17 protein-coding genes, 1 tRNA gene and 1 pseudogene are annotated in these 25,641 nt (G+C 55.7%); 9 read left to right on the top strand and 10 right to left on the bottom strand.

Going from position 1 to position 25,641, the window contains the following annotated elements; all coding sequences use genetic code 11:
- Positions 1-121: 121 nt before the first annotated feature.
- Complete coding sequence (locus HMPREF6485_RS12505) at positions 122-2,287, bottom strand: elongation factor G (protein ID WP_004346938.1); 2,166 nt, start codon at positions 2,285-2,287, stop codon at positions 122-124.
- Between the two features lie 174 nt (positions 2,288-2,461).
- On the opposite strand from HMPREF6485_RS12505, the gene hemW reads away from it, so the two are divergent.
- Entirely contained in the window at positions 2,462-3,580 is a 1,119-nt protein-coding gene (gene hemW, locus HMPREF6485_RS12500) for a radical SAM family heme chaperone HemW (RefSeq protein ID WP_004346935.1), read from the top strand.
- 37 nt (positions 3,581-3,617) lie between these two features.
- Here hemW and HMPREF6485_RS12495 read toward each other — a convergent pair whose 3' ends face one another.
- Both HMPREF6485_RS12495 and HMPREF6485_RS12490 read right to left on the bottom strand, forming a co-directional pair.
- Entirely contained in the window at positions 3,618-4,802 is a 1,185-nt protein-coding gene (locus tag HMPREF6485_RS12495; protein ID WP_044126457.1) for an ATP-binding protein, read from the bottom strand.
- A gap of 252 nt (positions 4,803-5,054) precedes the next feature.
- Positions 5,055-7,103 (bottom strand): outer membrane beta-barrel protein, encoded by a 2,049-nt coding sequence (locus HMPREF6485_RS12490; protein ID WP_004346932.1) that lies wholly within the window; start codon positions 7,101-7,103, stop codon positions 5,055-5,057.
- A 122-nt stretch (positions 7,104-7,225) separates the two neighbouring features.
- On the opposite strand from HMPREF6485_RS12490, the gene HMPREF6485_RS12485 reads away from it, so the two are divergent.
- The 4 genes and pseudogenes from HMPREF6485_RS12485 (at position 7,226) to HMPREF6485_RS12475 (ending at position 11,848) form a co-directional block, all read left to right on the top strand.
- A complete protein-coding gene (locus tag HMPREF6485_RS12485; RefSeq protein WP_004346931.1) occupies positions 7,226-8,794 on the top strand; it encodes a sensor histidine kinase in 1,569 nt (522 codons plus the stop codon).
- Positions 8,791-9,498 (top strand): response regulator transcription factor, encoded by a 708-nt coding sequence (locus tag HMPREF6485_RS12480; RefSeq protein WP_004342831.1) that lies wholly within the window; start codon positions 8,791-8,793, stop codon positions 9,496-9,498. The genes HMPREF6485_RS12485 and HMPREF6485_RS12480 overlap by 4 nt, the downstream gene beginning before the upstream one ends.
- A pseudogene (locus HMPREF6485_RS14430) lies at positions 9,499-9,711 on the top strand (PD-(D/E)XK nuclease domain-containing protein); the annotation flags it as partial.
- Between the two features lie 25 nt (positions 9,712-9,736).
- Positions 9,737-11,848, top strand: a complete 2,112-nt coding sequence (locus tag HMPREF6485_RS12475; RefSeq protein ID WP_044126455.1) for a prolyl oligopeptidase family serine peptidase — start codon at positions 9,737-9,739, stop codon at positions 11,846-11,848.
- Between the two features lie 134 nt (positions 11,849-11,982).
- On the opposite strand, the gene HMPREF6485_RS12470 is transcribed toward HMPREF6485_RS12475, so the two are convergent.
- From HMPREF6485_RS12470 to HMPREF6485_RS12460, 3 genes are all read right to left on the bottom strand, one after another.
- Complete coding sequence (locus HMPREF6485_RS12470) at positions 11,983-12,444, bottom strand: DUF4293 domain-containing protein (protein WP_004342826.1); 462 nt, start codon at positions 12,442-12,444, stop codon at positions 11,983-11,985.
- Positions 12,444-12,773 carry a DNA-directed RNA polymerase subunit omega gene (locus HMPREF6485_RS12465; protein ID WP_004342825.1) on the bottom strand — a complete coding sequence of 110 codons (330 nt, stop codon included), beginning with the start codon at positions 12,771-12,773 and terminating at the stop codon, positions 12,444-12,446. Before HMPREF6485_RS12465 ends, HMPREF6485_RS12470 begins: the two co-directional genes overlap by 1 nt.
- Before the next feature lie 63 nt (positions 12,774-12,836).
- Entirely contained in the window at positions 12,837-13,685 is an 849-nt protein-coding gene (locus HMPREF6485_RS12460; RefSeq protein ID WP_004342823.1) for an outer membrane protein assembly factor BamD, read from the bottom strand.
- A gap of 48 nt (positions 13,686-13,733) precedes the next feature.
- On the opposite strand from HMPREF6485_RS12460, the gene HMPREF6485_RS14465 reads away from it, so the two are divergent.
- Entirely contained in the window at positions 13,734-13,856 is a 123-nt protein-coding gene (locus HMPREF6485_RS14465) for a hypothetical protein (protein ID WP_004346928.1), read from the top strand.
- Positions 13,857-14,506: 650 nt separating this feature from the next.
- Here HMPREF6485_RS14465 and HMPREF6485_RS12455 read toward each other — a convergent pair.
- Positions 14,507-14,579 (bottom strand) — tRNA-Pro (locus HMPREF6485_RS12455).
- Between the two features lie 290 nt (positions 14,580-14,869).
- On the opposite strand from HMPREF6485_RS12455, the gene HMPREF6485_RS12450 reads away from it, so the two are divergent.
- The 3 genes from HMPREF6485_RS12450 to HMPREF6485_RS12440 all read left to right on the top strand — a co-directional run bounded on the left by HMPREF6485_RS12450 (position 14,870) and on the right by HMPREF6485_RS12440 (position 23,372).
- A complete protein-coding gene (locus tag HMPREF6485_RS12450; protein WP_248622320.1) occupies positions 14,870-16,960 on the top strand; it encodes a DUF5686 family protein in 2,091 nt (696 codons plus the stop codon).
- 38 nt (positions 16,961-16,998) lie between these two features.
- Positions 16,999-20,364: a UvrD-helicase domain-containing protein gene (locus HMPREF6485_RS12445; protein WP_004346924.1), complete on the top strand. Its 3,366-nt coding sequence runs from the start codon at positions 16,999-17,001 to the stop codon at positions 20,362-20,364.
- 104 nt (positions 20,365-20,468) lie between these two features.
- The gene (locus tag HMPREF6485_RS12440) at positions 20,469-23,372 is read left to right on the top strand and encodes a PD-(D/E)XK nuclease family protein (RefSeq protein ID WP_004346923.1); all 2,904 of its coding nucleotides are present in this window, start codon (positions 20,469-20,471) and stop codon (positions 23,370-23,372) included.
- Positions 23,373-23,916: 544 nt separating this feature from the next.
- On the opposite strand, the gene HMPREF6485_RS12435 is transcribed toward HMPREF6485_RS12440, so the two are convergent.
- From HMPREF6485_RS12435 to HMPREF6485_RS12425, 3 genes are all read right to left on the bottom strand, one after another.
- A complete protein-coding gene (locus tag HMPREF6485_RS12435; protein ID WP_004346921.1) occupies positions 23,917-24,249 on the bottom strand; it encodes a hypothetical protein in 333 nt (110 codons plus the stop codon).
- Between the two features lie 182 nt (positions 24,250-24,431).
- The gene (locus HMPREF6485_RS12430) at positions 24,432-24,719 is read right to left on the bottom strand and encodes a winged helix-turn-helix domain-containing protein (protein ID WP_004346920.1); all 288 of its coding nucleotides are present in this window, start codon (positions 24,717-24,719) and stop codon (positions 24,432-24,434) included.
- Positions 24,720-25,090: 371 nt separating this feature from the next.
- A complete protein-coding gene (locus HMPREF6485_RS12425; RefSeq protein ID WP_004342814.1) occupies positions 25,091-25,447 on the bottom strand; it encodes a MarR family winged helix-turn-helix transcriptional regulator in 357 nt (118 codons plus the stop codon).
- Between the last annotated feature and the right edge of the window lie 194 nt (positions 25,448-25,641).

Genomic DNA, 25,641 nt, shown 5'->3' with positions numbered 1-25,641 from the left:
CCTGCAAGACTTTCGGGGAACCGGGGGGCTGTCATAAAGAAAATCCCCGCAGGGGATTGGCCTGCGGGGAGCGTGTTGTACTTATTTGATTTGGAGCAATTTGTTTTCCTGATATAACATTTTAATCATCTTTCTCGGCAGCCAATTCGGCTTCATGCTCGGCGATGAGGCGGGTCTGGATGTCGGTGGGCACAAGCTCGTAGGAGGCAAACTTGGTGGTGAACGAAGCACGGCCGCCGGTGAGCGAGCTGAGGGAGATGGAATAGTTGGCCAGTTCCTTGAGCGGAATCTTGGCCTGCAACTTCTGGTAGCCGGCCTCACTGTCCATGCCCATGATGAGGGCACGACGGCCTTGCAGGTCGCTCATCACATCGCCCATGAAGTCGGACGGGACAAACACTTCCAAGTCGTAGATGGGCTCGAGTATCTTCGGGCCGGCATTCTTGAACGCATCGGAGAAGGCATGGCGGGCGGCGAGCATGAACGAGAGTTCGTTGGAGTCGACGGGGTGCATCTTGCCATCGTAGACGATGACGCGCACATCGCGGGCATAGCTGCCCGTGAGCGGGCCGTGCTCCATGCAGTCCATCACGCCCTTGAGGATGGCAGGCATGAAGCGTGCGTCGATGGCACCGCCTACCACGGAGTTGAGGAACACCAGTTTGCCGCCCCATTCGAGGTCGATCTCTTCGCGGCTCTTGATGTTCATCTTAAACTCCTGACCGTTGAAGGAGAAGTTGGTCGGATCGGGCATACCCTCTGCGTAGGGTTCCACGATGAGGTGTACCTCGCCAAACTGCCCGGCACCTCCCGACTGTTTCTTGTGGCGGTATTCCGCACGAGCCTTCTTGGTGATGGTCTCACGGTAAGGAATGCGCGGTTCGCCAAACTGCACCTGCAGCTTCTCGTTGTTCTCCAAGCGCCATTTCAGCGTGCGCAGATGGAACTCGCCCTGCCCGTGAACGATGGTCTGGCGCAGCTCTTTCGAGTTTTCCACCACCCATGTGGGGTCTTCCTGCCTCATCTTGAGTATGGCGGCCATGAGCTTCTCCATATCCTGCGCGTTGGCAGCCTTGATGGAGCGGGAGTATTTGGAGTTGGGGTATTTGATGAAATCATAACGCCACTCGACCTCCTTACCGTTGAGGGCGTTGCCCGTCTTCACGTCTTTCAGTTTCACAGTGCAACCGATGTCACCCGCATTGAGCTGTTCCACGGGCACGCGGTTGGCCCCGGCGCAGGCGTATATCTGGCCCATACGCTCCTTCGACCCGCGGTCGGCATTGGTCAGATCGTCGCCCGGTTTCACGCATCCACTCATCACCTTGAAGTAGCTCACTTCGCCAATGTGCGGCTCCATGCCCGTCTTGAAGAAGTAGAGGCTTTCGGGCCCGGCCACATCGGCAGCCACTTCCTCGCCCCGGGTGTTGTGTACCTTGGGCATCTCGTCCACAAACGGCACCACGTTGCCCAGAAACTCCATGAGCCGGCGCACGCCCATGTCTTTGCCTGCACACACGCAGAACACGGGGAAGATGCTCCGCGTGACGAGCCCTTTGCGGATGCCCTCACGCAGTTCGTCCTCGGTGAGCGACTCGCTCTCGAAGAACTTCTCCATCAGTTCCTCGTCATTCTCGGCCGCAGCCTCCACCAACGCGCGGTGCAATTCCATGGCCTTGTCCATCTCTTCGGCCGGGATGTCTTCGATGACGGGCGCGCCGCCCTCCGGCTTCCACGTGTATTTCTTGAGCAGGAGCACGTCGATGAGTGCGTTGAAGCCCGGCCCCGTCTGCACGGGATATTGTATCTGCACGCACTTCGACCCATAGATGTCCTTCATCGAGGCAATGATGGTATCGAAGTCGCACTTGTCGCTGTCAAGCTGATTGATGAGGAATATCACCGGCTTCTTCAACTTCTCGGTGTAGCGGAAGCAGTTTTGCGTGCCCACTTCGGGCCCGTACTGCCCGTTGATGAGCACCACGGCCTGGTCGGTCACGTTGAGCGAAGTGATGGTGCCACCCACAAAGTCGTCAGAGCCCGGGCAGTCGATAATGTTGAGTTTCTTGTTGTTCCACTCCACATGGAAGACCGTGGGGAACACCGAGTAGCCGTATTCCAACTCAACGGGGAAATAGTCGCTCACCGTGTTTTTGGCTTCGATGGAGCCGCGGCGCTTGATGAGACCGGCTTCAAACAACATACTTTCGGCAAGGGTCGTCTTGCCGCTGCCCGCACTGCCAATAAGCGCGATGTTCTTAATCTCGTTAGTCTGATATACTCTCATAACGTTATAGATTTAAAGTGTGAATAATATTAGCCTAAAAAGGGATGAACCGGCTGTCTGCCGAATCTGCCGTCTAAGATAGTTATTTTTGTCAAACCGACAAAACAATCGTTGCCAAAAGCCGTTTTTTTTAAAACAAATTAGTATTTTTGCACGTGCGAACACACATTTGGCATGGCAGGACTTTACATTCACATCCCCTTTTGCGAGAGCCGCTGCATCTATTGCGGCTTTTACAGCACCACCCGGACCGGACTACGCAGGCGGTATGCCGACGCGCTCTGCCGCGAGATGGAGATGCGGCGGGGGGAGATGCCGGGCCCTCCGGACACCATCTACCTCGGCGGGGGCACCCCGAGCACGCTCGGCGGCGAACTGCTGGGACGCGTGTTCGACTATATATATAAGGTGTACGGCCCCTGCGAGGGAGAAATCACGCTGGAATGCAACCCCGACGACGTGACCGATGACTTCTGCCACGCGCTTGCCCGACTGCCCGTAAACCGCGTGTCAATGGGGGCCCAAACGTTCAGCGACGCGCGACTGCGCTTCCTCCACCGACGCCATTCGGCTGCCGAGGTGGTCACAGCCGTAGAGCGGTTGCGCCGGGCCGACATCCGCAACATCAGTCTCGACCTCATGTTCGGCTTCCCCGGAGAGACACCGGCCGACTGGCAGACCGACATCGACAACGCCTTGCTGCTCCACCCCGAACACCTCTCGGCCTACAGTCTCATGTATGAGGAGGGCACACCACTCCACCGTATGCTCACACGGGGCGAAGTGGAGGAAATCGACGAAGACGTTTCGCTGCACATGTATGACATGCTCATCGACCGGCTCACCACCGCCGGCTACGAGCACTACGAGATAAGCAACTTTGCGCTGCCCGGCCACCGCAGCCGCCACAACTCAAGCTATTGGCACGGGGTGCCCTATGTGGGTCTCGGGGCTTCCGCCCACAGCTATTCGGGCACCGCGCGCTCGTGGAATGTGGACAACCTGCAGGCCTATCTTGAAGCCATCGAGGCCGGCCGGCTGCCATCGGAGAGCGAGAAGCTCGACCTCACCACGCGCTACAACGACCTCATCACCACCGCTCTGCGCACCCGGGAGGGCATCGCCCTCGATGCCATGCGTGCCGAGTTCGGCCCCGCCCTTTACGGCTACATGATGCAACAGGCCCAAAATCAGCTTGCTCTCGGCTTGCTGCAAACCGACGGCCGCAGCCTTTCACTCACGCGCAAGGGGCTCTATGTGAGCGATGCAGTGATGGTGGAACTGATCAGATAGCCTGCTCATACGCCTTGAAAGGCCGTCCCGAGAGTCATTAGAACAGCTTCTCCACCCCTACCTGCAGAAACTCATCCAATGGTACGCCGCCTGTGCCGACAACCATCGAAGTGGTAGGATGAAACTTGTCACGAAACGTGGAGAGTCCGCTGTTCATCGTCCTTCGTCCACTTTTTACCTCGATAGCCACGAGACTGTCACCCTTTTGCAGGACGAAATCCACTTCCTGCGAGTTTTCCCGCCAGTAATACACCTTATAGTTATCCTCCTCGGCATGGCAGAGCAGTTGGGCGCCGATGGCTGTTTCCACCCAGCGTCCCCATCTCTTCGGAGTGACTAACTCGTGGGCAAAGCCCCTACCCGAGTTGACGGTGAACAGCGCGGAATTGTAGGTCATCAGTTTAGGGATGGAATTATACTTGCGTGCCTGATCGTTGGCATACTTCCTCATTCCACAAAGCAGCTCCGCTTCAGACAGAGTTTCCAAGTAACTGGCAAGTGTGGTCACGTTGCCGGCATCCTGCAACTGACCGAGCATCTTGTTGAGCGAGAGTTCTTCCCCCGCATAGCTGCACCCCAGCTCAAACATCTGCCTCATGAGTGCAGGCTTATAGATAACCTTTGTCTGCAACACGTCCTTCTCGATGGAGGGGTTGACTATGGCATCGCGCATGTAGCCGAGCCATCTCGGCTCGTCACCTATGAGTGGAGCACTGCCCGGATAGCCACCAAAATAGATATATTGCTCTAATGTGAAACCGAAGGCATCACGCATTTCCTGATAGCTCCAGTGGGTCATGCGAATCAATTCAAACCGACCTGCAAGCGACTCATTGAGCCCTGACTTGAGAAGCAATCGAGAAGAACCGAGCACCACTACTTTCAGGCGGATGCCATGAAAAGTATCCACGTCCCATTCTTTTTTCACCAGATTGCTCCAATCGTCAATCTTGTGAATCTCGTCGATCACTAAAAGATATTCCTCAAAACCGCCATATTTCATCCGTGAACGAGCCGACTCCCACAGATCGGCGATCCATCCGCGGTCTTTAGGGTCTACGGCATCAGCCGACTCAAAGGTGTAAGGAATATGTATTTCCTCCAACACCTGCCTTACCACGGTCGACTTGCCTATCTGCCGAGGCCCGACTATCGCTTGGATAAACCTCCGTGGTTCTTCCAAACGTGATTTAACCAAATTGAAATGATACCTTTTATACATATTGCCCATGATAAATAATCTGTTACAAAACTAAACAAAAATTCTCAAATCTCCAAACAGAAATTCTCAAATCTCCAAACGGAAATTCTCAATTTGATCATCCGGGACAATAATAAAATCTTGATTTCCAACACTTTAAGGGTGACTGGTGATAGTCGTGGAATGACGCGACTGAGCAGATGGGATGTAAAAAGGCCTCCCCGTGGCAAGACATTTGTCCATGGGGAGTCCTTTTGGCGGCTTCACCGTTTCTCACTTTCCGAATCGTGAAGTGTCTATCTCCTCACGGCTGCGCTCCTTGAAGCCTCCGAAGGTGTAGGTGAACGAGAGGCCCAGCTCACGGTAGCAGGCAAAAGTCATGGTGAGATGCTGACCGCGATAGTCTATCCGCGGATTGATTCCTCCTGTCTCGAAGAGGTCGTTGCAGAATAGCCGCAAGGCGGCCCGCTTCTTCCAAAACCGACAACGCAGACTGAGGTCGAGATTGCCCGAAGGGGGCAGGTCGTAGGTGGCTTGATGGGCTTTCGAGCGTATCATCCCATCGACAGAGAGCGTGAGCTCGGGATGGCGGGCTAGCATGAACGTGTTGTGCATCGTAGTCATCCCATAGGCTATGCTCCGATTGAAGGAAAGGTCGTAGAAATCGTCGTCGCGCTCCTGCATCCACACTCCAATGAGTGTCAGGCGAGCATCCCACCATCCCCAAGGCTTGAAGGGCGCGGAGGCTTGTATGCCCGCCTGGCGCTGATAGTTGAAGTTCAGATACTGATACTGTATGGTGAGCCGATCGGATCGCTGGTAGGGAGTCTGCACAAAGTAGTCCTTGCAATGGGCATACCATGCCACCATCTGATACTTGCTGTGAAGCACATAGACAAACTGTGCCCGATACTTCACCGACGGGCGTAGCCCCGGATTACCCACTATCTCATTGTAGCCGCCATTGGAATAGGTCACGAAGTTGTTCATCGTCCAATATTGGGGATAGCGCTTGTCGCTGCTCACACCCATCTGTATCACATGCCCCGTGGCAGGCAACCACGTGAGATTGAGTGTGGGGAAAAGATCCCATTGATGCCATAGCGGCGTGTGGTAGTATTCGGCTGCCAACGAAACCTCCATCGTCAGTTTCTTGGAGAAATTGCGGTTGATGCCCCCGTAGACGTTGATGTTGTCTTCACATCGGCTTATGATGTTTTCGGTCGCATCCGTTATCTGCCTGCTGTTGTCGCGACTGGTGGTGTAGATGGTGCCGTAGTTCAATTGCCAGCCGTGGCCGAGCGTGTGTTCCTGTGAGAGAGACAGCCGCCATCGGTTGATGCGCTGGTTGTTGTTGATCTCATGGTTGATTTGCCCTGTGGGCAGCCGACTGTCAATCCACTGCTCTTCAGGATTGCGGAAACAGGTGAGCTCGGCCCCGGCCTTGAAACCGAAAGGCGCTTCGTAGTCGAGTCGAAGATTGTGGAGCCGTTCCGGTGAGTGGATATGAAACAGGGCTTCCACGGAGCCCGAAACCTCTTGCTGAGTGCGATTGCTCTCGATATTGCCATTATAGACGAAGTCCACCCGATGGTGTTCGGCAAAGGTATAGTCGATGCCGAGCCGGTAGCTGTCGTCGTGGAACTTCCTTCGCGACTCCTCATGAGTGGCGATGTCATGGCGGGTGCCGTCGGCAAGGGTGTGGAGGGATGTCTCATCAGTTACATCGAAATCCCGCCCATGACCGTGCCGGTACATCAAGTCGGCCGACCACCGTCCCCGTTGATAGAGCAAGGAGGCACGCTCGCCATATCGGGCATGATGCGTCTGGTTCCATGCGAGGTTTGTTTCACCCTGCAAAGCCGCCCCACCATCCGGTCGATGTTTGAGCACGATGTTGATGAGTGCTCCCCGCACCTGATACTTGGCCGGCACCGTGTACATCACCTCAACACGCTCCATGCGCCCTACGGGCAGCGAGCGCAGCAGAGCCATAAGCTGCGTGACGGTCATGCTGCTTGGCGTGCCGTCGAGCATCACATTCACCTGTTGCCCCGAGAGCAACAAAACACCGTCTCTCACGGTCACGCCGGGCAGCTCTTTCAACGCGTCGAATATATTGGTCACACCCTTCTTCTCCACCATGTGTGGCAGGTCGTAGACCAATGCGCCCCCTTCGGCCTTCACCATGGGGCGCTCGCCGCTCACCATCACCTCGGGCAGCGAGTACATGACACTGTCCATGCGCAGCGAGTCGGCTGTCTGGGCACAGGCATTTCCCCATGCCGGAAGAAAAACTATCAGCAACAAGAGATTTTTCATCACATTTTTCTTAGGTTATACTTGACACTTGCAAAAGTAGATATTTTCAGTCGTGTGTAGGCAAAATGCCGCTTATATAGTCTTAACAGAAATGTTATTTAGTCTTATCATATTGAACGGACATGACGAAAAAGCATTATCTTTGTTGCATGAAACTGTCCTTGAAATACATCGCATTGCCCGTCATCGCGACCCTGATAGCCATCTTTGCCTACCAGGTATACTGGCTGGCGGGGCTTTACACCACCATGCAAGCCAAAATGCAGAGCGACATCCGGGAAGCACTGCGCATGGCCGACTACGGAGAGATGTTGCATCGGGTGGAGATGCTGCGCAAACGGAAACATGCCGAACATGGCACGGTGGAGTTTTCGGCCGACTACAAAGTGCATGGAGGGACGGGCACGGCCACCAGTCGGACCACGGTCAAGAGTGACACCGGCAACATGGTCAGGAGAAAACTGCGGCGCATACTAAGACAGAAGGGAAAGGCGGCCATCGTCTATGACACCGAGACCAAGCGGACTGACGTGCGTGAGACCGACTCCGCGCAGGCCGGACTGGTGGCCAATGACAATCTGTCGACCATACTCAAGGAGCAGAAGGATATGCAGCAACTGGCCGTCTACATGCAACGCGGACTGCACTCGGGGCTTGATGCTGTAAGCGAAACCGACGTGAAGTATGCCGACCAACTCCTCACCAAGCGGTTACACGAACTGGGTGTTGACTCCCCCCACCGCCTCTGCTTCCTCCACCATTATACGGTCTATCCCGATACCACCACCTTCACCGATACCCTCGCCGTCATAGGACAGCCGATTGCAGGGCCGGCGATAGATTACCGCTACGATGCCGACCTCACCGACAGCCGCAGCTACTTGCTCGTGATGCCGACGACGAGACTCGTGGTGCTGCGTCAGATGAGCGGCATTTTAGCCACTTCGCTTGTCATTCTTGCAATAATCGTCCTCGTGTTCTGGTTTCTGATACACACCATCATGAAGCAGAAAACACTTGACGAGATGAAAAGCGACTTCACCAACAACATGACGCACGAACTGAAAACACCCATTGCCGTGGCCTATGCTGCCAATGATGCACTGCTCAACTTCAATGAGGGCATCAGCCGCGAGAAGCAACGGGAGTATTTGCAGATAGGCCGCCAACAGCTTGAAAAACTCGGTGGATTGGTAGAGCAAATATTGGCCATGAGCATGGAACGACGCAAAACCCTCACGCTCGAAATGGAGCGGGTGGAGTTGGAACCGCTCGTGCGTCCCATGATAGCAACATACAGGCTGAAAGCAGACAAGGCTGTCGATATAGAACTGGTGACCGAACCTGCCAGTGCCGCCGTGTGGGCCGACCGGAGCCATCTCCAGCATATTATCGGCAATCTTATCGACAATGCCGTGAAATACTCCGGACCGTCGGTGACCATCCGCATCGTCTGCACGGAAGGGTGCATCTCAGTGGGCGACAACGGCATAGGCATCGACAGCGCACAGTTGCCCTATCTGTTTGATAAGTTCTACCGCGTACACCAAGGCGACCGACAAGACGTGCAGGGCTACGGACTGGGCTTGTACTATGCCAAAAGCCTAATGGAACACATGGGCGGGACTATCGCCGTGGAGAGCACTCCCGGACGGGGAACCACCTTTACACTCAATTTCAAGACACCATGACAAAGAATCGGAAGATAAGCGTATTGCTGGCTGAAGACGAACAGACCTTGGCCATGATTATCAAAGACACGCTCGACGCACAGGATTTTAACATCACGCCGGCAGCCGACGGAGAGGAGGCGTTACGACTCTTCCTCGCCCGAAAGCCCGACGTGCTCGTGGCCGACGTGATGATGCCGCACATGGACGGCTTCGAACTGGTGAGGCGCATCCGCCGTGTCGACAGTCACACGCCGGTGCTATTCCTCACGGCCCGTTCTTCGGTGGAGGATGTGGTGAAAGGATTTGAACTCGGTGCCAATGACTACCTGAAAAAACCTTTCGGCATGCAGGAGCTTATCGTGCGACTCCGTGCTCTCATGGGCCGCGCAGCCCGCTATCGGCCGGAAGACCGGCCTGTTGTTCCCTCGCCCACCATTGGGATAAGCCGCTACCGGCTGGATGCCGTGAGGCAGCAACTGCTCTTCGCCGGGCAGACTGTGCTTCTCTCCCACCGCGAGACCGAACTGCTCCGCATGTTGGCGGAAAGACGCAACGACGTGGTGGAGACGCAAGACATCCTACTCAAGCTGTGGGGAGATGACAGTTTCTTCAACGCCCGCAGTCTGCAAGTGTTCATCACCAAGCTGCGCCACAAACTTGCAAAAGACGACAGCATCCGGATTGTCAATGTGCGCGGTATCGGATATAAGTTGCTCGTCTAAATTTACATCCTTGAATTCGAACTCGACGGCACACCGGAAGACGCGCTCCGGCAGATAGAGGAGAATGGCTATACCCGCCCTTTTGCCTTAGACAGCCGCCGACTTTACGAGATAGGTGTGAACTTCTCGTTGCAGAAGCGTTGCATCGACGGATGGAAGATAGTGTCTTCCCGTCTCCCTGCCGGAGACAGGACGGAAAGTGAAACCAATTAGAATGACCCAAATATCAAACAACCACATGAAAAGAGAAATGATCGTCGGTATGGCCATGCTCACCGTCTCGGGGGCCTTGGCACAGAAAATAACTTATCCCGACACACCGCGTGAAAACACCGTAGACACCTATTTCGGAGAACAAGTGGCCGACCCCTACCGATGGTTGGAGAATGACACGTCGGCCCGGACAGCTGCATGGGTGGAGGCCGAAAACAAACTCACACAGGCCTACCTCAAGCGCATTCCGATGCGGGAGAAACTGTTGAAGAGACTCAAAGAAGTGTCTGACTATGAGAAGATAGGCCTACCTACATTCAACAAGAAGAACAAGAAGTGGTATTTCTACAAGAACGACGGATTGCAAAACCAAAGCGTGCTCTACGTGATGGATCGTCCGGGAGACGAACGCAACGCCCGTGTGTTCCTCGACCCCAACAAGCTGTCGGCCGACGGGACGGTGGCACTGACGGGACTTTCCTTCTCCAACGACGGCAAATATGCCGCTTACAGCATCTCGCGCAGCGGCAGCGACTGGCAGGAGTTCTACGTGATGGATGCCGTCACGGGCCGCCTGCTTGACGACCACATCGAGTGGGCCAAGTTCTCGGGGGCAGCGTGGCAGGGCGACGGCTTCTATTACAGTGCCTACGATGCGCCCACGAAAGGCAAAGAATACAGCAATGTGAACGCCACCCACAAGATATACTACCACAAACTGGGCACACCGCAGAGCGAAGACCGGCTGTTCTACCAGAATCCGGCCTACCCGATGCGCTTCTACAGCGTGAGCGTGAACGAGGAGGAAACCATGATGTTCCTCTATGAGAGCGGGGCAGGAGCCGGAAACAACCTCTACGTGAGAGACCTCACGAAGCCCGACGCACAGTTTATCCGGATGACGGCCAACATGGAACTGCAATACTCGCCGGTAGAGACCATAGGACGGAAAATATACCTGCTCACCAACGACGGCGCACCGCGCAACCGTCTCATGGTGGCCGACATCGACCGCCCGGGCTTCGCCGACTGGCAGGAACTGGTGCCCGAGAGCGGCGATGTGCTCGAAGGGGTGACCTTCACTGCGGGCAAAATGATACTCTCCTACATGAAAGACGCTTGCAGTCATGCCTATCTCTACGCCCTCGACGGCAGGAGAATGGGTGAGATCGCTCTGCCGGGCGTGGGCAATGCGGGCTTCAGCGGTGACAAAGACCTGCCGGACGTGTTCTATTCGTTCAGCTCCTACTCCACACCCGGAACCGTCTACCGCTACGATCCGGCCACCAACCGCAGCACACGTTACTCTTCGCCGAAGGTGAACTTCAATCCGGCAGACTACGTGAGCGAACAGCACTTCTTCACCAGCAAGGACGGCACGCGCATTCCGCTCTTTATCACCTACCGGAAAGGCATGAAGCGCAACGGGCGCAATCCGCTGCTGCTCTACGGCTACGGTGGTTTCAACATTGCCCTGACACCCTATTTCGCCGCCACACGCATCCCCTTCCTCGAACGGGGTGGCATCTATGTGGTGGCAAATCTGCGCGGTGGCAGCGAGTATGGAGAGGAATGGCACTTGGCCGGCACGAAGATGAAGAAGCAGAACGTGTTTGATGACTTCATCGGGGCGGCCGAATGGCTCATCGCCAACCGCTATACCGACAGCGACCATCTGGCCATCAACGGGGGCAGCAACGGCGGACTGCTCGTAGGGGCCTGCATGACGCAACGCCCCGACCTCTTTCGTGTGGCCGTGCCACAGGTGGGTGTGATGGACATGCTGCGCTACCACAAGTTCACCATCGGCTGGAACTGGGCTTCCGACTACGGCACGAGCGAAGACTCCAAGGAGATGTTCGACTACCTCCGGGGCTACTCTCCGCTGCACAACCTGCGCCCGGGCATCCGCTATCCGGCCACACTCATCACCACAGCCGACCATGACGACCGCGTGGTGCCGGCCCACAGCTTCAAGTTTGCCGCCACTCTGCAAGCCTGCAACGACGGCACGCGCCCCACGCTTATCCGCATCGACACCAAAGCCGGCCACGGCAGCGGCAAACCGATGGGCAAACGGTTGGAGGAACAAGCCGACATCTACGGTTTTATTTTCTACAACATGGGCATCAAATAGAACGGTCCGTGCCCGTCACCGCCATAAAAGCAACACGGCATTAGCCCCAACGACACAGACCGGAGGACACAAAAAGGCCGGAATCCCGCGCGGGATTCCGGCCTTTTCGTGTTATCTTTATTCTGTTATATAGTCTATCTGAGCCGGTCGGCAGCCCTTACGAGCTTCTCGTCGTCAAGCACCCCCTTGCGCGCGAGCACCAGCAAGATCATGGCCACAGCAGGCAACATGCCGGCAAACGACATGTGGAAAGAGCCCGTACCCAAGTCGAGCAGCACGCCAAAGGCGCAAAGGGCGTAGTAGGCATACCATGCCGACAAGAGCACAAGTACGGTCGTACAGAGCCGGGCCTGCAAAGAGCGGTTGTGGTAGAGGAATATCGCCACGAACGAAAGCACACAGGCCACTGCCAGCAACACAAAGAGCGGCACGCTGCTGAAGTTGAACGAGCCGTTGGCATCCACCACACCGAGGTTGTAGACGGCCATCGTCTGCCCCAACATTTCAGGCACCACCACGGCCACCGGCAAGGCGAGGCACACCACAAAGGCCACCACTGCCAGCAGCAGGAAGATGGTTTGCTTGCGCTGTATCATCAGAACTCGCGATCCTTAGAGGGGTCACGCCAGTAGACATTGCCCTCGATAAACTCCTGTGTGGCGAGAAGTGTGGGTTTGGGCAACTTCTCGTAATAGCGCGAAATCTCTATCTGCTCGCGGTTTTCAAACACCTCCTCAAGCGAATCGTTGTAAGAGGCAAACTCGGCCAGTTTCTTGCTGAGATCCTGTTTGATTTCAATGCCAATCTGGTTGCTGCGCTTGCCGATGATGGCCACGCTCTCGTAGATGTTGCCGGTCTCCTCGCAGAGTTCCATGATGTTGCGGGTCACGGTGTTTGTAGGGGCTTTTGACTTCTTGTAATCCATTCTTTAGATGTATATACTGTTTTGTTTTTTATTGATATGCGTGTTGTGGACATCCGCCCGGGGTCAGCGCAGCGGATTGTCGTGCTCGTGTCGGGCGATGTATTTCTTGCAGTCGTCGATGTATCGTTCACAGTTGGCACGCTCCTTCGAGTCGGGATATTCGTTAAGGAATCCGTAGCACTCGTCCTGCGCGTCCTGATAACGCTCCATCTGTTTCGCCTCCACACTCATCTTGGCCAGTTCGTATTTGCTCTTCATGAGCAGCGTAGCAAAACGCTCCCGCTTGCTGCTGTAGGGATATTCCTTGAGCGCATTCTGCGAGGTGACGATGCAAGCCTGATAGTTGTTGCCGCCGCTGGTGCAGTTGCCGAAATAGGTGCCGAGATCGTAATAGAGCTGGGCGTTGTAGAGCTCCTTCTGCACGAGCTTGTCCTGCAGGGCGAAGAGCCGCTGCTGGGCCTGCTGTTTCAGTTTGCCGTCGGGGAAGAGGTCGAGATATTCCTGATAGGCAGAGATGGCCGAGTAGGTCTGCGACTGGTCGAGCCGGGGCTCAGGCGTACTCATGTAGAGGCTCTCGCCCACGTAGTATTTGGCCATCTCGGCATATTGCCCGCGCGGATAGGAGGAATAATACTTCTTGAAATATTCCGATGCCGTCTGATAGTCTCTCATGCAATACTCCGCCATCGCATACATGTAGAGGCACTCCTGCGCATTCTCGGTGCCTTTCATCACCGTCACGAGTTCCCCAAGCAGGGTGGCTGCGCGGGTGTACTTGCCGGCGGCAAAGCACTCTTTGGCATATTCGTATTTGTATGGGTAATTGTCCGATTTGTACACCTGATTGAACTCATGCGCACAACCCGACAGCAGGATAGCCACAAACAGGGCTGCAAGAGATATTTTTTTCATATAAGAATATTCACGCTTTGGCTTGCAAAATTACGCATAAATCTTTGAATGGCAAAGCAAAGAAAATGTTTTTTAGCAAATTTTGCGGAAAAGTCGCAAATACTTGCCATCATAAAAGAAAAAGATTGGTCTACAAAAGCAGAACTGACAGAACGGGCGGTCGCCCCTTAACGAACCTTTGACAAACAGGAGATCCCGCCACCCTCGGGCGCACAAATAACCTCTCACACCTCCAACTCCACGGCCATTCATTACCACCCGACACCTGCCACCCGACACCTGCCCTTGTAAAATATATTGGCCGAAAAAGCGGGCTGTGCCTGCGATATTTTCCAGCTAAAGCTCTTCGGCCGGAAATACGCAAAATTCAGGGAAGATGTTTAAGTCATTGGCTGTCAGCACTTTGAATTTCTTTGACGCTCACGAAGCCTCGAAAAGGGGGCGGAAAATGCCGAGAACAAGGCTCAAAAGGCCACAGTGAGAATGCAGAAGAGCCACTTTCAGCTGCTCGTCCGGCCTGTTTGACGCGCTCAAAGGGGCCCTTTCGCATTGTCGCAAGGCCCGGATGGGAAAATCGGAACGGCTTTTTTGTCTCTCAAACACATTTTTCCGCTCCGGATGGTGCATTAAGGTCTCAGCTTTTTTGTCCGTTCTTTTCTTCCGGAAAAGATGCAGGGCAGCCTTCGGAAAAACCGTAGGGGCAGCGCTTTATGCCTGCCCGCACGCCCCCAAGGGCGTATCCCGGCAAACGAAAAAGCGGAAAAATGGGCAAACGAAAAAATCCAAACCACCGATGAAGATGATTTGGATTTAACGGATTGTCGGGGTGACAGGACTCGAACCTGCGACAGCCTGGTCCCAAACCAGGAACGCTACCAACTGCGCTACACCCCGAAAAAATCGACCGGCTGACCGCCTTTTGCAATCAGCGCGTGCAAAGGTAGTGCTTTCTTTTTGTTCTGCCAAATTTTCATTCTCCTTTTTTCCGAAAACTTTCCTGCCGGCAAGTGAACCCGTGCATCGCCTCACCGGGGCCGGCAAAGGCTGGAAACAACCGCCTCGCGCGCCAAGGGCTATCGACGACAAGACAACAATAATGGAAGAATGACGAAAAAACAAGGATGAATAAAAATAATTGCAGACAGGCCGGTGGGGTGTGCGGATTTTTGATTAAATTTGCAGCAATGAAAACATTTCGCCTGTTTGTGACAATACTCGTGGGACTTTGGTTGTCGGCGGCAGCCCCCCTCCACATCGTGGGAAAACCGCGATACGACCGCGAATTGCTCAGGCGCGTGATGGACTATCCCCAACGGTTTGCAGACACCCGTCACGACACGCTCACGACCAATGTCTACATGAAATTCAGGGTGAACATCAACCGCCGCAACCCCACGCTCATGGCCGTGCCCACGTTGTTTTATCTGGCGCGCGACGGGCGGCGCAACTACTTCGGCGAGTGCTACGACCACGTGACCTACTACCGTCGCGGGCGCGTGGAGGCCAAGCGCAAAGTGTCGCTAAGCACCGTCTACCACCGCCACAACACGCTCTCCGTGCTCCACGAATACCTCCTGCCCGACATCTACGATGCGGAACTTTTCAAGGGGCGCATCCTCTCGCCGCTGTGCCGGGACAACAAGCGTTTCTACCGCTACCGCACCATCGAGCGCGACAACGGACAAACGAAAATACTGGTGAGACCGAAGTTAAAGAACACGCAGCTCGTGAGCGGTTATGTGCTGGTAGACAACGCTTCGGCACGGGTGATTAACTTCGAACTTGAAGGTGAATACGACATGATTCACTTCCGCTTGTTGTGCCGGATGAATGAAGACGGCGAGAAGTCGCTGCGCCCGAAGCAGTGTGATGTGACGGCCAAGGTGTCGGTCACGGGCAACCGCATCTTCACATGGTTCACCTGCGTCTACGACCTGCCCCGCGACCTGCCCGACTCCATCGACAACAGCGAAGACCCGCGGCTGATGCAGTCGGTGCGCCCGATACCGCTCACACCCGACGAAGAGCGCGTGATGGCCGACTTCAACTCCGCGCGCAATGCGCGCATACAGGCGGCGAGGGAGCAGGCTGTGCGCGACTCGCTGGCCGGCATATCGCCCAAGGCGAAGAAAGAAAATTGGGCTAAATATGTGTTCTGGGACATCATCGGCGACAACATGCTCAACCGCATACACGCCGACTTGGGGCAAAATCGGCAGGGCCATCTGCGCGTGGGGCCGATATTCAACCCGCTCTATTTCGGGTTCACGCGGCGCAAGGGACTCATCTACAAGTTTGACATCAGACTCAACTACAACTTCACGCCCAACCGCGATCTGTCCATGCGCGTGAAGATGGGCTACTCGTTCAGACAACGGCACACCTACTTCAACATACCGTTCAACTTCAACTTTAACAAACGGCGCAACGGATATGTGCGCGTAGACTTTGGCAACGGCAACCGCATCACCAACTCCCGGGTGCTTGAGGAGGTGAAGGCCGAGAAGAAAGACTCCATCAACTGGGGCAAAATGCACCTCGACTACTTCAAAGACATGAACCTGAAAATGGGTGTCAACTACGACGTGCTGAAGAACAGACTTGGGGTGCAGGGCGGTTTTGTGGCCCACAGACGGTCGGCCGTGCATAAACAGGGCTTCATAGCCGCCGGCAAACCCACCGTCTACAAGACCGTGGCCCCCTATCTGCGCCTGCAATACCGCCCGTGGGGCGACGAAGGCCCCATCCTCACTTCCGACTACGAGCGGTCGTTCAAGGGACTTTGCGGTTCGATGACCAACTACGAGCGGTGGGAATTTGACGGGCAATTTCTCCACAAGATGAGTCGCATGAGGGCGTGGTCGATGCGCGGAGGCGTGGGCCTCTACTCCTCGAAAGGAAAAACAGACTACTTCCTCGACTACACCAACTTCCGCGAAAACTACATCCCCAACGGTTGGAACGACGACTGGAGCGGCGAGTTTGAACTGCTCAACTCCAACTGGTACAACGCCTCCGACTACTACGTGCGCCTCAATTCCACCTACGAAGCACCGCTGTTGCTGCTCTCGTGGATTCCGGTGGTGGGACAAGTCGTGGAGAAGGAGCGCATCTATGTCAGCGCGCTCTCGGTGCGCAAGTACACGCCCTACTTCGAGGCGGGCTACGGGTTCACCAACCGCCTGTTCTCCATCGGCATCTTCGGCGGTTGGAGTCCGCGCCACTTCGAGGGCGTGGGCGTGAAGTTCGGCTTCGAACTTTTCAACAACTGGTAGGCGCAACGGCCCGTCTCCGCCCCTCTACCAACAAGAATATGCACAACGACAATATGAAACCACTCACCGTCTACAAGGCCAGTGCCGGGTCGGGCAAGACCTTCACACTGGCTACGGAATACATCAGGCTCGTGATAGACAATCCCACGGCCTATCGGACCATCCTCGCCGTGACTTTCACCAACAAGGCCACGGAGGAGATGAAGTTGCGCATACTCTCCCAGCTCTACGGCATCTGGCGGGCCGACAAGGCTTCGGAGGGTTATTATAATAAGGTGAAAGAAACCTCCGAACTGCCCGAACGCGAGATTAGGAAGCGGGCAGGAATGGCCTTGCGCAACCTCATACACAACTACAACTACTTCCGCGTGGAGACCATCGACACGTTCTTCCAAAGTGTGCTGCGCAATCTGGCACGCGAACTCGACCTCACGGCCAACCTGCGCATAGGGCTCAACGACTATCAAGTGGAACAGCAAGCCGTGGACAGGCTCATCGAAGACCTCGACGCGAAGAATCCCGTGCTCGGTTGGATCATGGATTATATCAACGAGAACATCAACGACGACAAGAGTTGGAACGTGATCGGGCAAATCAAGAAGTTTGGTGAAAACATCTTCAAGGACTTCTACAAAAGCCGGAGCCGCCGGCTGGAGGAGGTGTTCGGGCAGAAAGACTTCTTCCCCGAGTTCAACCGGCAAATGCGGGCCATCCGCAAGGAGGCGCAGGAGCGGCTCGCCGGCCAAGCCGAACGATTCTTCAGACTGCTGGCCGACAACGGTCTGTCCGTGGAAGACTTTGCCAATGGTGCATCGGGCGTGTGCGGCTACTTCTTGAAACTGCAAAAGGGGGAGTATGACGAGACCAAACTACTGGGCAAAAGGGTCTTGGATGCGATGGAATCGCCCGAAAAGTGGGTCAAGAAGAAAGAGGCCGTGCCCGGCAATCCGGCCTTCGACCTCGTGACGGAAGTGCTCTTCGACCTGCTGAACGAGACCGAACGGCTCCGCCCGAAGGCCGTGCGCGACTACAAGTCGGCCGACCTCACCCTCCGGCACATCAACCAACTGCGCCTGTTGGGCAGCATCGAGACCAAGGTGAGAGCCCTGAACGAAGAGGCCAACCGCTTCTTGCTGAGCGACACGCAGATGCTTCTCCACTCGCTCATCGACGGAAGCGACTCGCCGTTTATCTTCGAGAAGATAGGCACGCAGCTCGAACACGTGATGATAGACGAGTTTCAGGACACCGGCACCGTGCAGTGGGCCAACTTCAAGGTGCTTCTGGAGGAGTGCATGAGCCGCGACGGGGCCGCCAACCTCATCGTGGGCGACGTGAAGCAGAGCATCTATCGCTGGCGTTCGGGCGACTGGCGGCTGCTCAACGACATCGAGCGCGAGTTTGCCCCCCATGCCGAACAGCGGCTTGCCGTGACCTCGCTGTGTACCAACTACCGCTCCGAGCGCAACATCATCGCTTTCAACAATGCCTTCTTCCGCACGGCTGCGGCACTTGAAGAGGCCGACAGGCAGGAAGACAATGCCGAGGGGGCGGCCCAACTGGCCCACGCCTACGCCGACGTGGTGCAGCAATGGCCCCAAGGACGGGCTCCCCGGGGGCGCGTGGAGGTGGAACTGCTGCCCAAGTCAAGCACTGACGATGATATGCTCGACAAGACCGTAGAGACCGTAGACTATCTGCTGCGGGCAGGGGTGGCGACCAACAAGATAGCCATCCTCGTGCGTTCCAACCGCACCATCCAAGACATCGCCGACCATTTCATGACCCTTCGTCCCGACATCCCGCTCGTTTCCGATGAAGCTTTCCGCCTCGACGCATCCGCAGCCGTCGGCATGATAATCAACGCCTTGCGCTATTTGGTTAACGAAGAAGACTATCTATCGAAAGTGGCACTGGTGGAAGCCTACCAGAAGCAGGTGGTCGGCACCACGCTTACCGACAGCGAACTGCTCGTGAGAGACCGGGCAGGCAAGACCGAAGGCGACACCCGGCTCAACGAAGAGCTGCCTGCCGACCTCACCGAGCCCGACAAGCGGGCCCGATTGCTTGCCATGCCGCTCTTCGACCTGGCCGAACGGCTCTTCTCCCTGCTCGGACTGAAGAGACTGAAGGGCGAAAGTGCATACGTGTGTGCCTTCTTCGACCGACTGACGGCCTATCTGCAAGACAACACCACCGACATCACGGCTTTTCTGGAAGAATGGGATGCCAACCTGCATGAGAAGACCATACAAAGCGATGCGGCCAACGGCATACGTCTGCTCACCATCCACAAGAGCAAGGGACTGGAGTTTGACAACGTGGTGATGCCTTTCTGCGACTGGACATTGGAGCGCACATCGGGCAACACCGTGTGGTGCGTGCCCTCGGAGGAGCCTTACAGCCGGCTGCCGCTCGTGCCCGTAGACTTCAGTGCCAAAGGCATGAAAGGCTCCATCTACGAGGCCGACTACCACCACGAGCACTTGCAGAACATCGTGGACAATCTCAACCTGCTCTATGTGGCCTTCACCCGTGCCGGGCGCAACCTCTTTGTATTTGGCAAGCGGGGCACAGCCAACTCCCGCTCCTACCTCATCGAGCAGTGTCTCGCGCAGATGGCCGGCAGTGAAGAGTTTGAGACAGCCGACTACCATGAGGGAGCGGACGATAAAACAGAGTCGGTGGGTTTCGCGTTTGGGGAACTTTCTGTGGAGAAACCGACCGTTTCACCGACAGCCGGGACTGCCGCAGGAGCGGAAAATGGCGGTGATACAGCCCTATCCGAAATCCCAGAAAGCGAAAAAGAGCCCGTTTCATCGCAGCCGAATGTGTTCATCCGCCGCCCCATGCCGCTCCGGCCCGACATCGAAACGTTCGAAAGCCATGCCGAGTTCAAGCAGAGCAACAAGAGCCGCGACTTCGTGGGGGGCGACGAGGAAGAAGAGAAACGCCGCAGCTACATCAACACAGGCAACATCCTGCACCGGCTTTTCTCCAACATCCGCACCGCGACCGACATCGACGATGCCGTGCGCGAACTCGAACAGGAGGGCGTGCTCTACGACGAAGAACTCACAGCCGAGAGTCTGCGGCGCATGATTCACAAACGGTTGGAGACGGAGCAGGTGGCCGACTGGTTTTCCGGTCGCTGGCAACTCTTCAACGAGTGTACCATCCTGCAACTCAACCGCGAAACCGGCAAGGTGGAGGAGCATCGCCCCGACCGCGTGATGACCGACGGCAGGCAGACCATAGTGGTCGACTTCAAGTTCGGCACCCACCGCGACGAATACCACCGGCAAGTGAGACAATACATGGAACTGCTCCGCCAAATGGGCCACCGGCAAGTGGAAGGCTACCTCTGGTATGTATATAAAAACGACATCGAGCGCGTGGAATGAGCCACTCCAACCGCCGGGCCACTCACTGCACGCCCCTGCCCGAGCCTTTCACCGACACTCTCCCATCCCCAACAACAACGATATAAAAAACCGCTGACACGCCAATGAAGACTTTTCTCGAAACAGTAGCACACGATATCATCACAAAATACGGCACCGACCTGTCGCGCACGGCTGTGGTGTTTCCCAACAAGCGGGCCTCGCTCTTCCTGAACGAGCACCTCGCCCGATTGGCCGACCGACCGCTCTGGAGCCCGGCCTACATCACCATCAGCGACCTCTTCCGCCGCCACAGCAAGCTCGCCACGGCCGACCCCATCAAACTCATCTGCGACCTGCACAAGTCGTTTGTGGCCTGCACGGGGCTCAACGAGACCCTCGACCATTTCTACGGATGGGGGCAGCTCCTGCTCTCCGACTTCGACGACATCGACAAGAACATGGCCGATGCCGCCAAGGTGTTTGCCAACCTGCGCGACATACACGAGTTCGACGACGCCTCCTTCCTCACCGAGGAGCAGAAGGAGATGCTCAAAAAGTTTTTCAGCAACTTCTCCGACGACCACAACTCCGAGCTCAAGCGCCGGTTCTTGGAACTATGGAGCCACTTCGGTGACATCTTTAACGATTACAACCAACGTCTTGGCCAACAAGGACTTGCATACGAGGGTAAGCTCTACCGCGAGGTGGTGGAGAATCCGCAGCTCACCTTCGAGTATGACACCTATCTCTTTGTGGGTTTCAACATGATGCAGAAGGTGGAGCTGGCCCTCTGCGACCGGCTGAAACGGGAAGGCAAAGCCCGCTTCTACTGGGACTACGACCACTATTACATGTCGGGCGACAACGAGGCCGGGCACTACATACGCCAATATCTGGCCCACTATCCGAACGAAATAGCCCCGGACGACGCCCACGATCCCTACGACAACTTGCAGCGCACGAAGGACATCACCTACATCAGCGCGTCGACAGAAAACATTCAGGCACGCTACATCAGCACGTGGCTGCGCGAGAACAACCGCATAGCCGACGGCAGCCGGACAGCCATCGTGATGGCCGACGAGAGTCTGTTGCAGACCGTTGTCCACTGTCTGCCACCCGAAGTGAAGGATGTGAACATCACCACGGGCTATCCCTTGCAGCAATCGCCGTTTTTCTCGCTTGTGATGCAGCTGTTCGCCCTCTGCACCATGGGCTACCAAAGGCAGAGCAACCGCTATCGGCTTCACTTCGTCAACCGCCTGCTGCGCCACCCTTACACGCCCTACGTGTCGCCAAAATACCGCGATCTCATCGACGATCTCAACCGCCACAAGCGTTTCTATCCGGCCCGCGACAGCCTCACCTTGGGCGACGAGGGACTGGAACTGCTCTTCCCCGACATGGGAGACTTCGACAACCGGAAGCTCATCGGGTGGATGCTGGCAGTGCTGAAGCGCATCGGTGTGAACGCCCGGGGGGTGGCTGACCCTCTGTTTCAGGAGTCGCTCTTCCGCAGCTACACGCTTCTCAACCGCCTGAAAGAACTCATGGACGCGGGCGACCTCACGGTGGATACGGCCACGCTGGAGCGGCTCACGGGCCAACTGTTTCAGTCGACCGGCGTACCTTTCCACGGCGAACCCGTGGTGGGCATACAGGTGATGGGCGTGCTCGAAACCCGCAACCTCGACTTCGACCACGTGCTGCTGCTCTCGGCCAACGAGGGCAACCTGCCCAAAGGCATCAACGACGCCTCGTTCATCCCCTATTCCATACGCCATGCCTACGGGCTCACCACCATCGACAACAAGGTGGCCATCTATGCCTACTACTTCTACAGCCTCATTCAGCGGGCCACCGACGTGACCATGACCTACAACAATGCCACGGAAGACGGCCACACGGGCGAGATGAGCCGCTTCATGCTCCAACTCATGGTGGAAAGCGGGCACCCGATAGTGCGCCGGAGCCTGCAGGCCGGCCAGGAACCGAAGCGAAAGGAGGAGACCGACATCACGAAAGACAAGGCTGTGGAGGAACAGCTCAACAGGTTTACAAGCCTCTCGCCCACGGCTATCAACACCTATCTGCGCTGCCAGAAACGTTTCTTCTACCGCTACATAGCCCACATCGAGGAACCGGACACCCCCGATGAAGACGCCATCGACAACCGCATCTTCGGCAACATCTTCCACAAAGCGTGCCAGAATATCTACCTCTCGTTTGCCGGACCGGGCGACGTGGCCTGCGATGAAAAGGGCGAACCGCAGCTCCTCCATCCGCTCACGATACGCCAAGGCGACATCGACAGCTATCTGAAGAGCAAAATGCGCATTGAGGAGGTGGTGGACGACGCTTTCCGGGAAGAACTCTTCCACGTGAAGCGGCAGGGATTCCGGCCCGAATACAACGGTCTGCAACTCATCAACCGCAATGTCATCGTGAGCTACGTGCGCCAGCTGCTGCGCCTCGACAGCCGCCACACGCCGTTCACAATACTCGGATTGGAACTGAAAGTGTTCGACACCGTAACTTTCACCGCGGGCTCTGCGGAGCGCACACTCCAAATCGGCGGCTCCATCGACCGCCTCGATGCCGTGGCCTCGGAACTGGGGGGCGAGCGCATTCGCGTGATAGATTACAAGACGGGCAACAAGGCACAGGCCAAAATCAAGACCATTGAGGAGATTTTCTCGGGTGAGGACATCAGCCGGAAGCACACCGACTACTATTTGCAGACGATGCTCTACTCGCTCATCGTTGACCGCAGCAGCCGCCACAATCCCGAAGGAGAGCCCGTGAGTCCGGCCCTGCTGTTCATCCAGCACACCACGGGGGATGAATACGACCCCACGCTCACGCTCGGCGACGAGAAAATCACAAGTGCCGGCCGCTACCGTGACGAGTTCACAGATCGGCTGAAAGGCGTGCTCACCGACATCTTCGACCTCTCCCACCCGTTCGTCGCCACCGCCGACCGCCGCCATTGCGACACGTGTCCCTACCGGCAGATATGCAAGTAAAAGGCAGGAGTCACTTCCCTTAGAATGAGGCGCATTTATCTGCGCGACCGGTTTTCGACATAATCAGCATCATTCGCCGAAGAACATCTGTGTCGGCGAAAGGAACAAATCAGGCAAATTTATCCGCGCAACCGACATTCTTTTCGCTGCGGGGGAGGTAAAACCTGTATATAGCACGAAACATTAAATCTTTAGAAAAAGCCTTACACGGTTTTTCTCCACAGCCGTTTGTCTACACAAAATCGTCCGCCCCACTCTCCTTATCCGCCCCATCAAACCCCTCATCAAGCCCGACCGACCTTGCAAAACGGCTACACCTGAAAGCCCGATCGGGCCGAACGACAACCTCAAAGAGCCCGTTTTGCAACGCCATTCGGGCCTTTTCGCAAGGGTTGGTGGTCCGATGGGAGGCTGTAGGTGGCTTGGGAATGAAAAAAGGGAAACACCTGCGTGCTCCCCTTGCCAATGCAAAGATAATACCTTTAAAAGGCAAATGCAAACGTGCTGCGAAAACTATTGACACACCAACCGCCCGCCCTGTCTGTCAGAACAAACTCAGCGAGAGGTCTACGGGCGGGGCTTTAGACTCTTCCTCCTCTTCCACGCGCGAGAAGCGGAGCATGAGCTGCTGCGTTTCGTGCGCATCGGGATTGAGAAAATACACGCCCCGGGCATCGGCCTTCTCGATAATGGAGTCCGGATTGCGCGCACTGCGTTGCAGAAACTGCGCCACATAGCGGTGTACATCGTCGTAGCTCGCCGGGCAGAACAGTGAGTTACAAGCGTTGAACACGTGGCGGGCCACCTTCTCGGCCTTCAGTCCGTTCTCTCCCGCCTCGGTGAGCACTTTGAATATTTCCTGATCGTAGTTCATCATAGATTCGGCAGTTCTGTTGTCCCGTAACAAATACGGATGCGCTTCCGGCCCGGCGACACACACCGCCCCACAGCACGACCGCTCCCCGGCGGCACAAAACTCAGCCTTTCGGCTTCAACAAAAAAGCCGCGGCTTGCATGATGGCGAGCCGCGGCCTCTTCATTTTTTTCTTTGAGTTTCGATTAAGCGAGGACCACTTTGTTGTCCTCTGCCTTGATTTTGCCCTCTTTCAGGAGCCATCCAATACCGAGGATAGCCTCTTCGGAGCTAATCTTAGACGCCTTGGTAATCTCGGCCAGTGTCTGGGCCGAACCGGCTGCTGCCAGAGCCTGATACACATCACCGGCCTTGAAACCTGCATTTTCAGCAGTGAGTTCCAATACCGATTTCTTTACAGCTGCCTTCTTCGGAGCAGCCTTCGTTGCTGTAGCTTTGGGAGCAGCAGCTTTTGTTGCTTTCTTTTCTGCCATAATCTTTTGCAAATAAATAAATTTTAGGGTTTCATGGCTATTTGATCCCCAGTTGATTAATTATTCGCTGCAAAGATAGCATAATTATCCTGAAACACAACGGTTTTTAATTGGAAATGTAACAGATTATCAGCCAATTAGCAAATATAGTGGGTTTTTCTTGATTTAAATCAAGGTTTAGGTGTTGGGTGGTAGGTGGCAGGTGGTAATGATCACCTTACAGACTATTACCTTATCACCCATCACCTACCCCACACACATCGCCAAGACAGCCAAGACAACGATGCGTTGTTCGCCTCGGGACAGAAGACACACACAAACACACAATGGGCAGACCGCCTCCGACTTGCCGCGGCAACCGGAACCCCGCACTACGGACAGATTTCGGTCAGGATGTCGGGCAACGGCATGTCGTCGCAGTTCATCTCGTTGAGCAGGTCAGACCCCTTCTTGGTGAGCGAGAAGTGCATCTGCCGCTTGTCCACACGGTCGAGGTTGCGGTTGACGAGCAGTTTGTTCTCTGCCGATCCTATCACCTTCGAGGCATTGGAGTTGGTCAGTCCCAATGCCTCGGCTATCTCGCCCGACGTGAGTCCGCTGTTGTCCTTGAGCGTGCAGAGCAGCATGGCCTCGTTGATGTTGAGGTTGAACGACTGCTGAAACTGGTTTTCAAGCGCAACGATGGCGCGATAGACGTCGCGTATGCGACATAGTTTCTTTTTATCCATAATCTATTATCATTTATTTAAGTTTCACAAGCGCAACTTTAGGAGTTAAAGGAGTTAAAGGGGTTAGCACTCGCTTCGCTCGTTAGAAGAAGCTCCTTGAGCGTAAGCGAAAAAAGACAACAGCCTTATTGATTGACTGCTTCATTGCATTAGGAAGAAGGACTATTGTCTTTTTTCGCTTACGCTCAAGGCAC

This window comes from Segatella buccae ATCC 33574, assembly GCF_000184945.1.
In the GTDB taxonomy this organism is placed as follows: Bacteria; Bacteroidota; Bacteroidia; order Bacteroidales; family Bacteroidaceae; genus Prevotella; species Prevotella buccae.
This window is presented reverse-complemented; position numbering and strand designations above follow the sequence as displayed.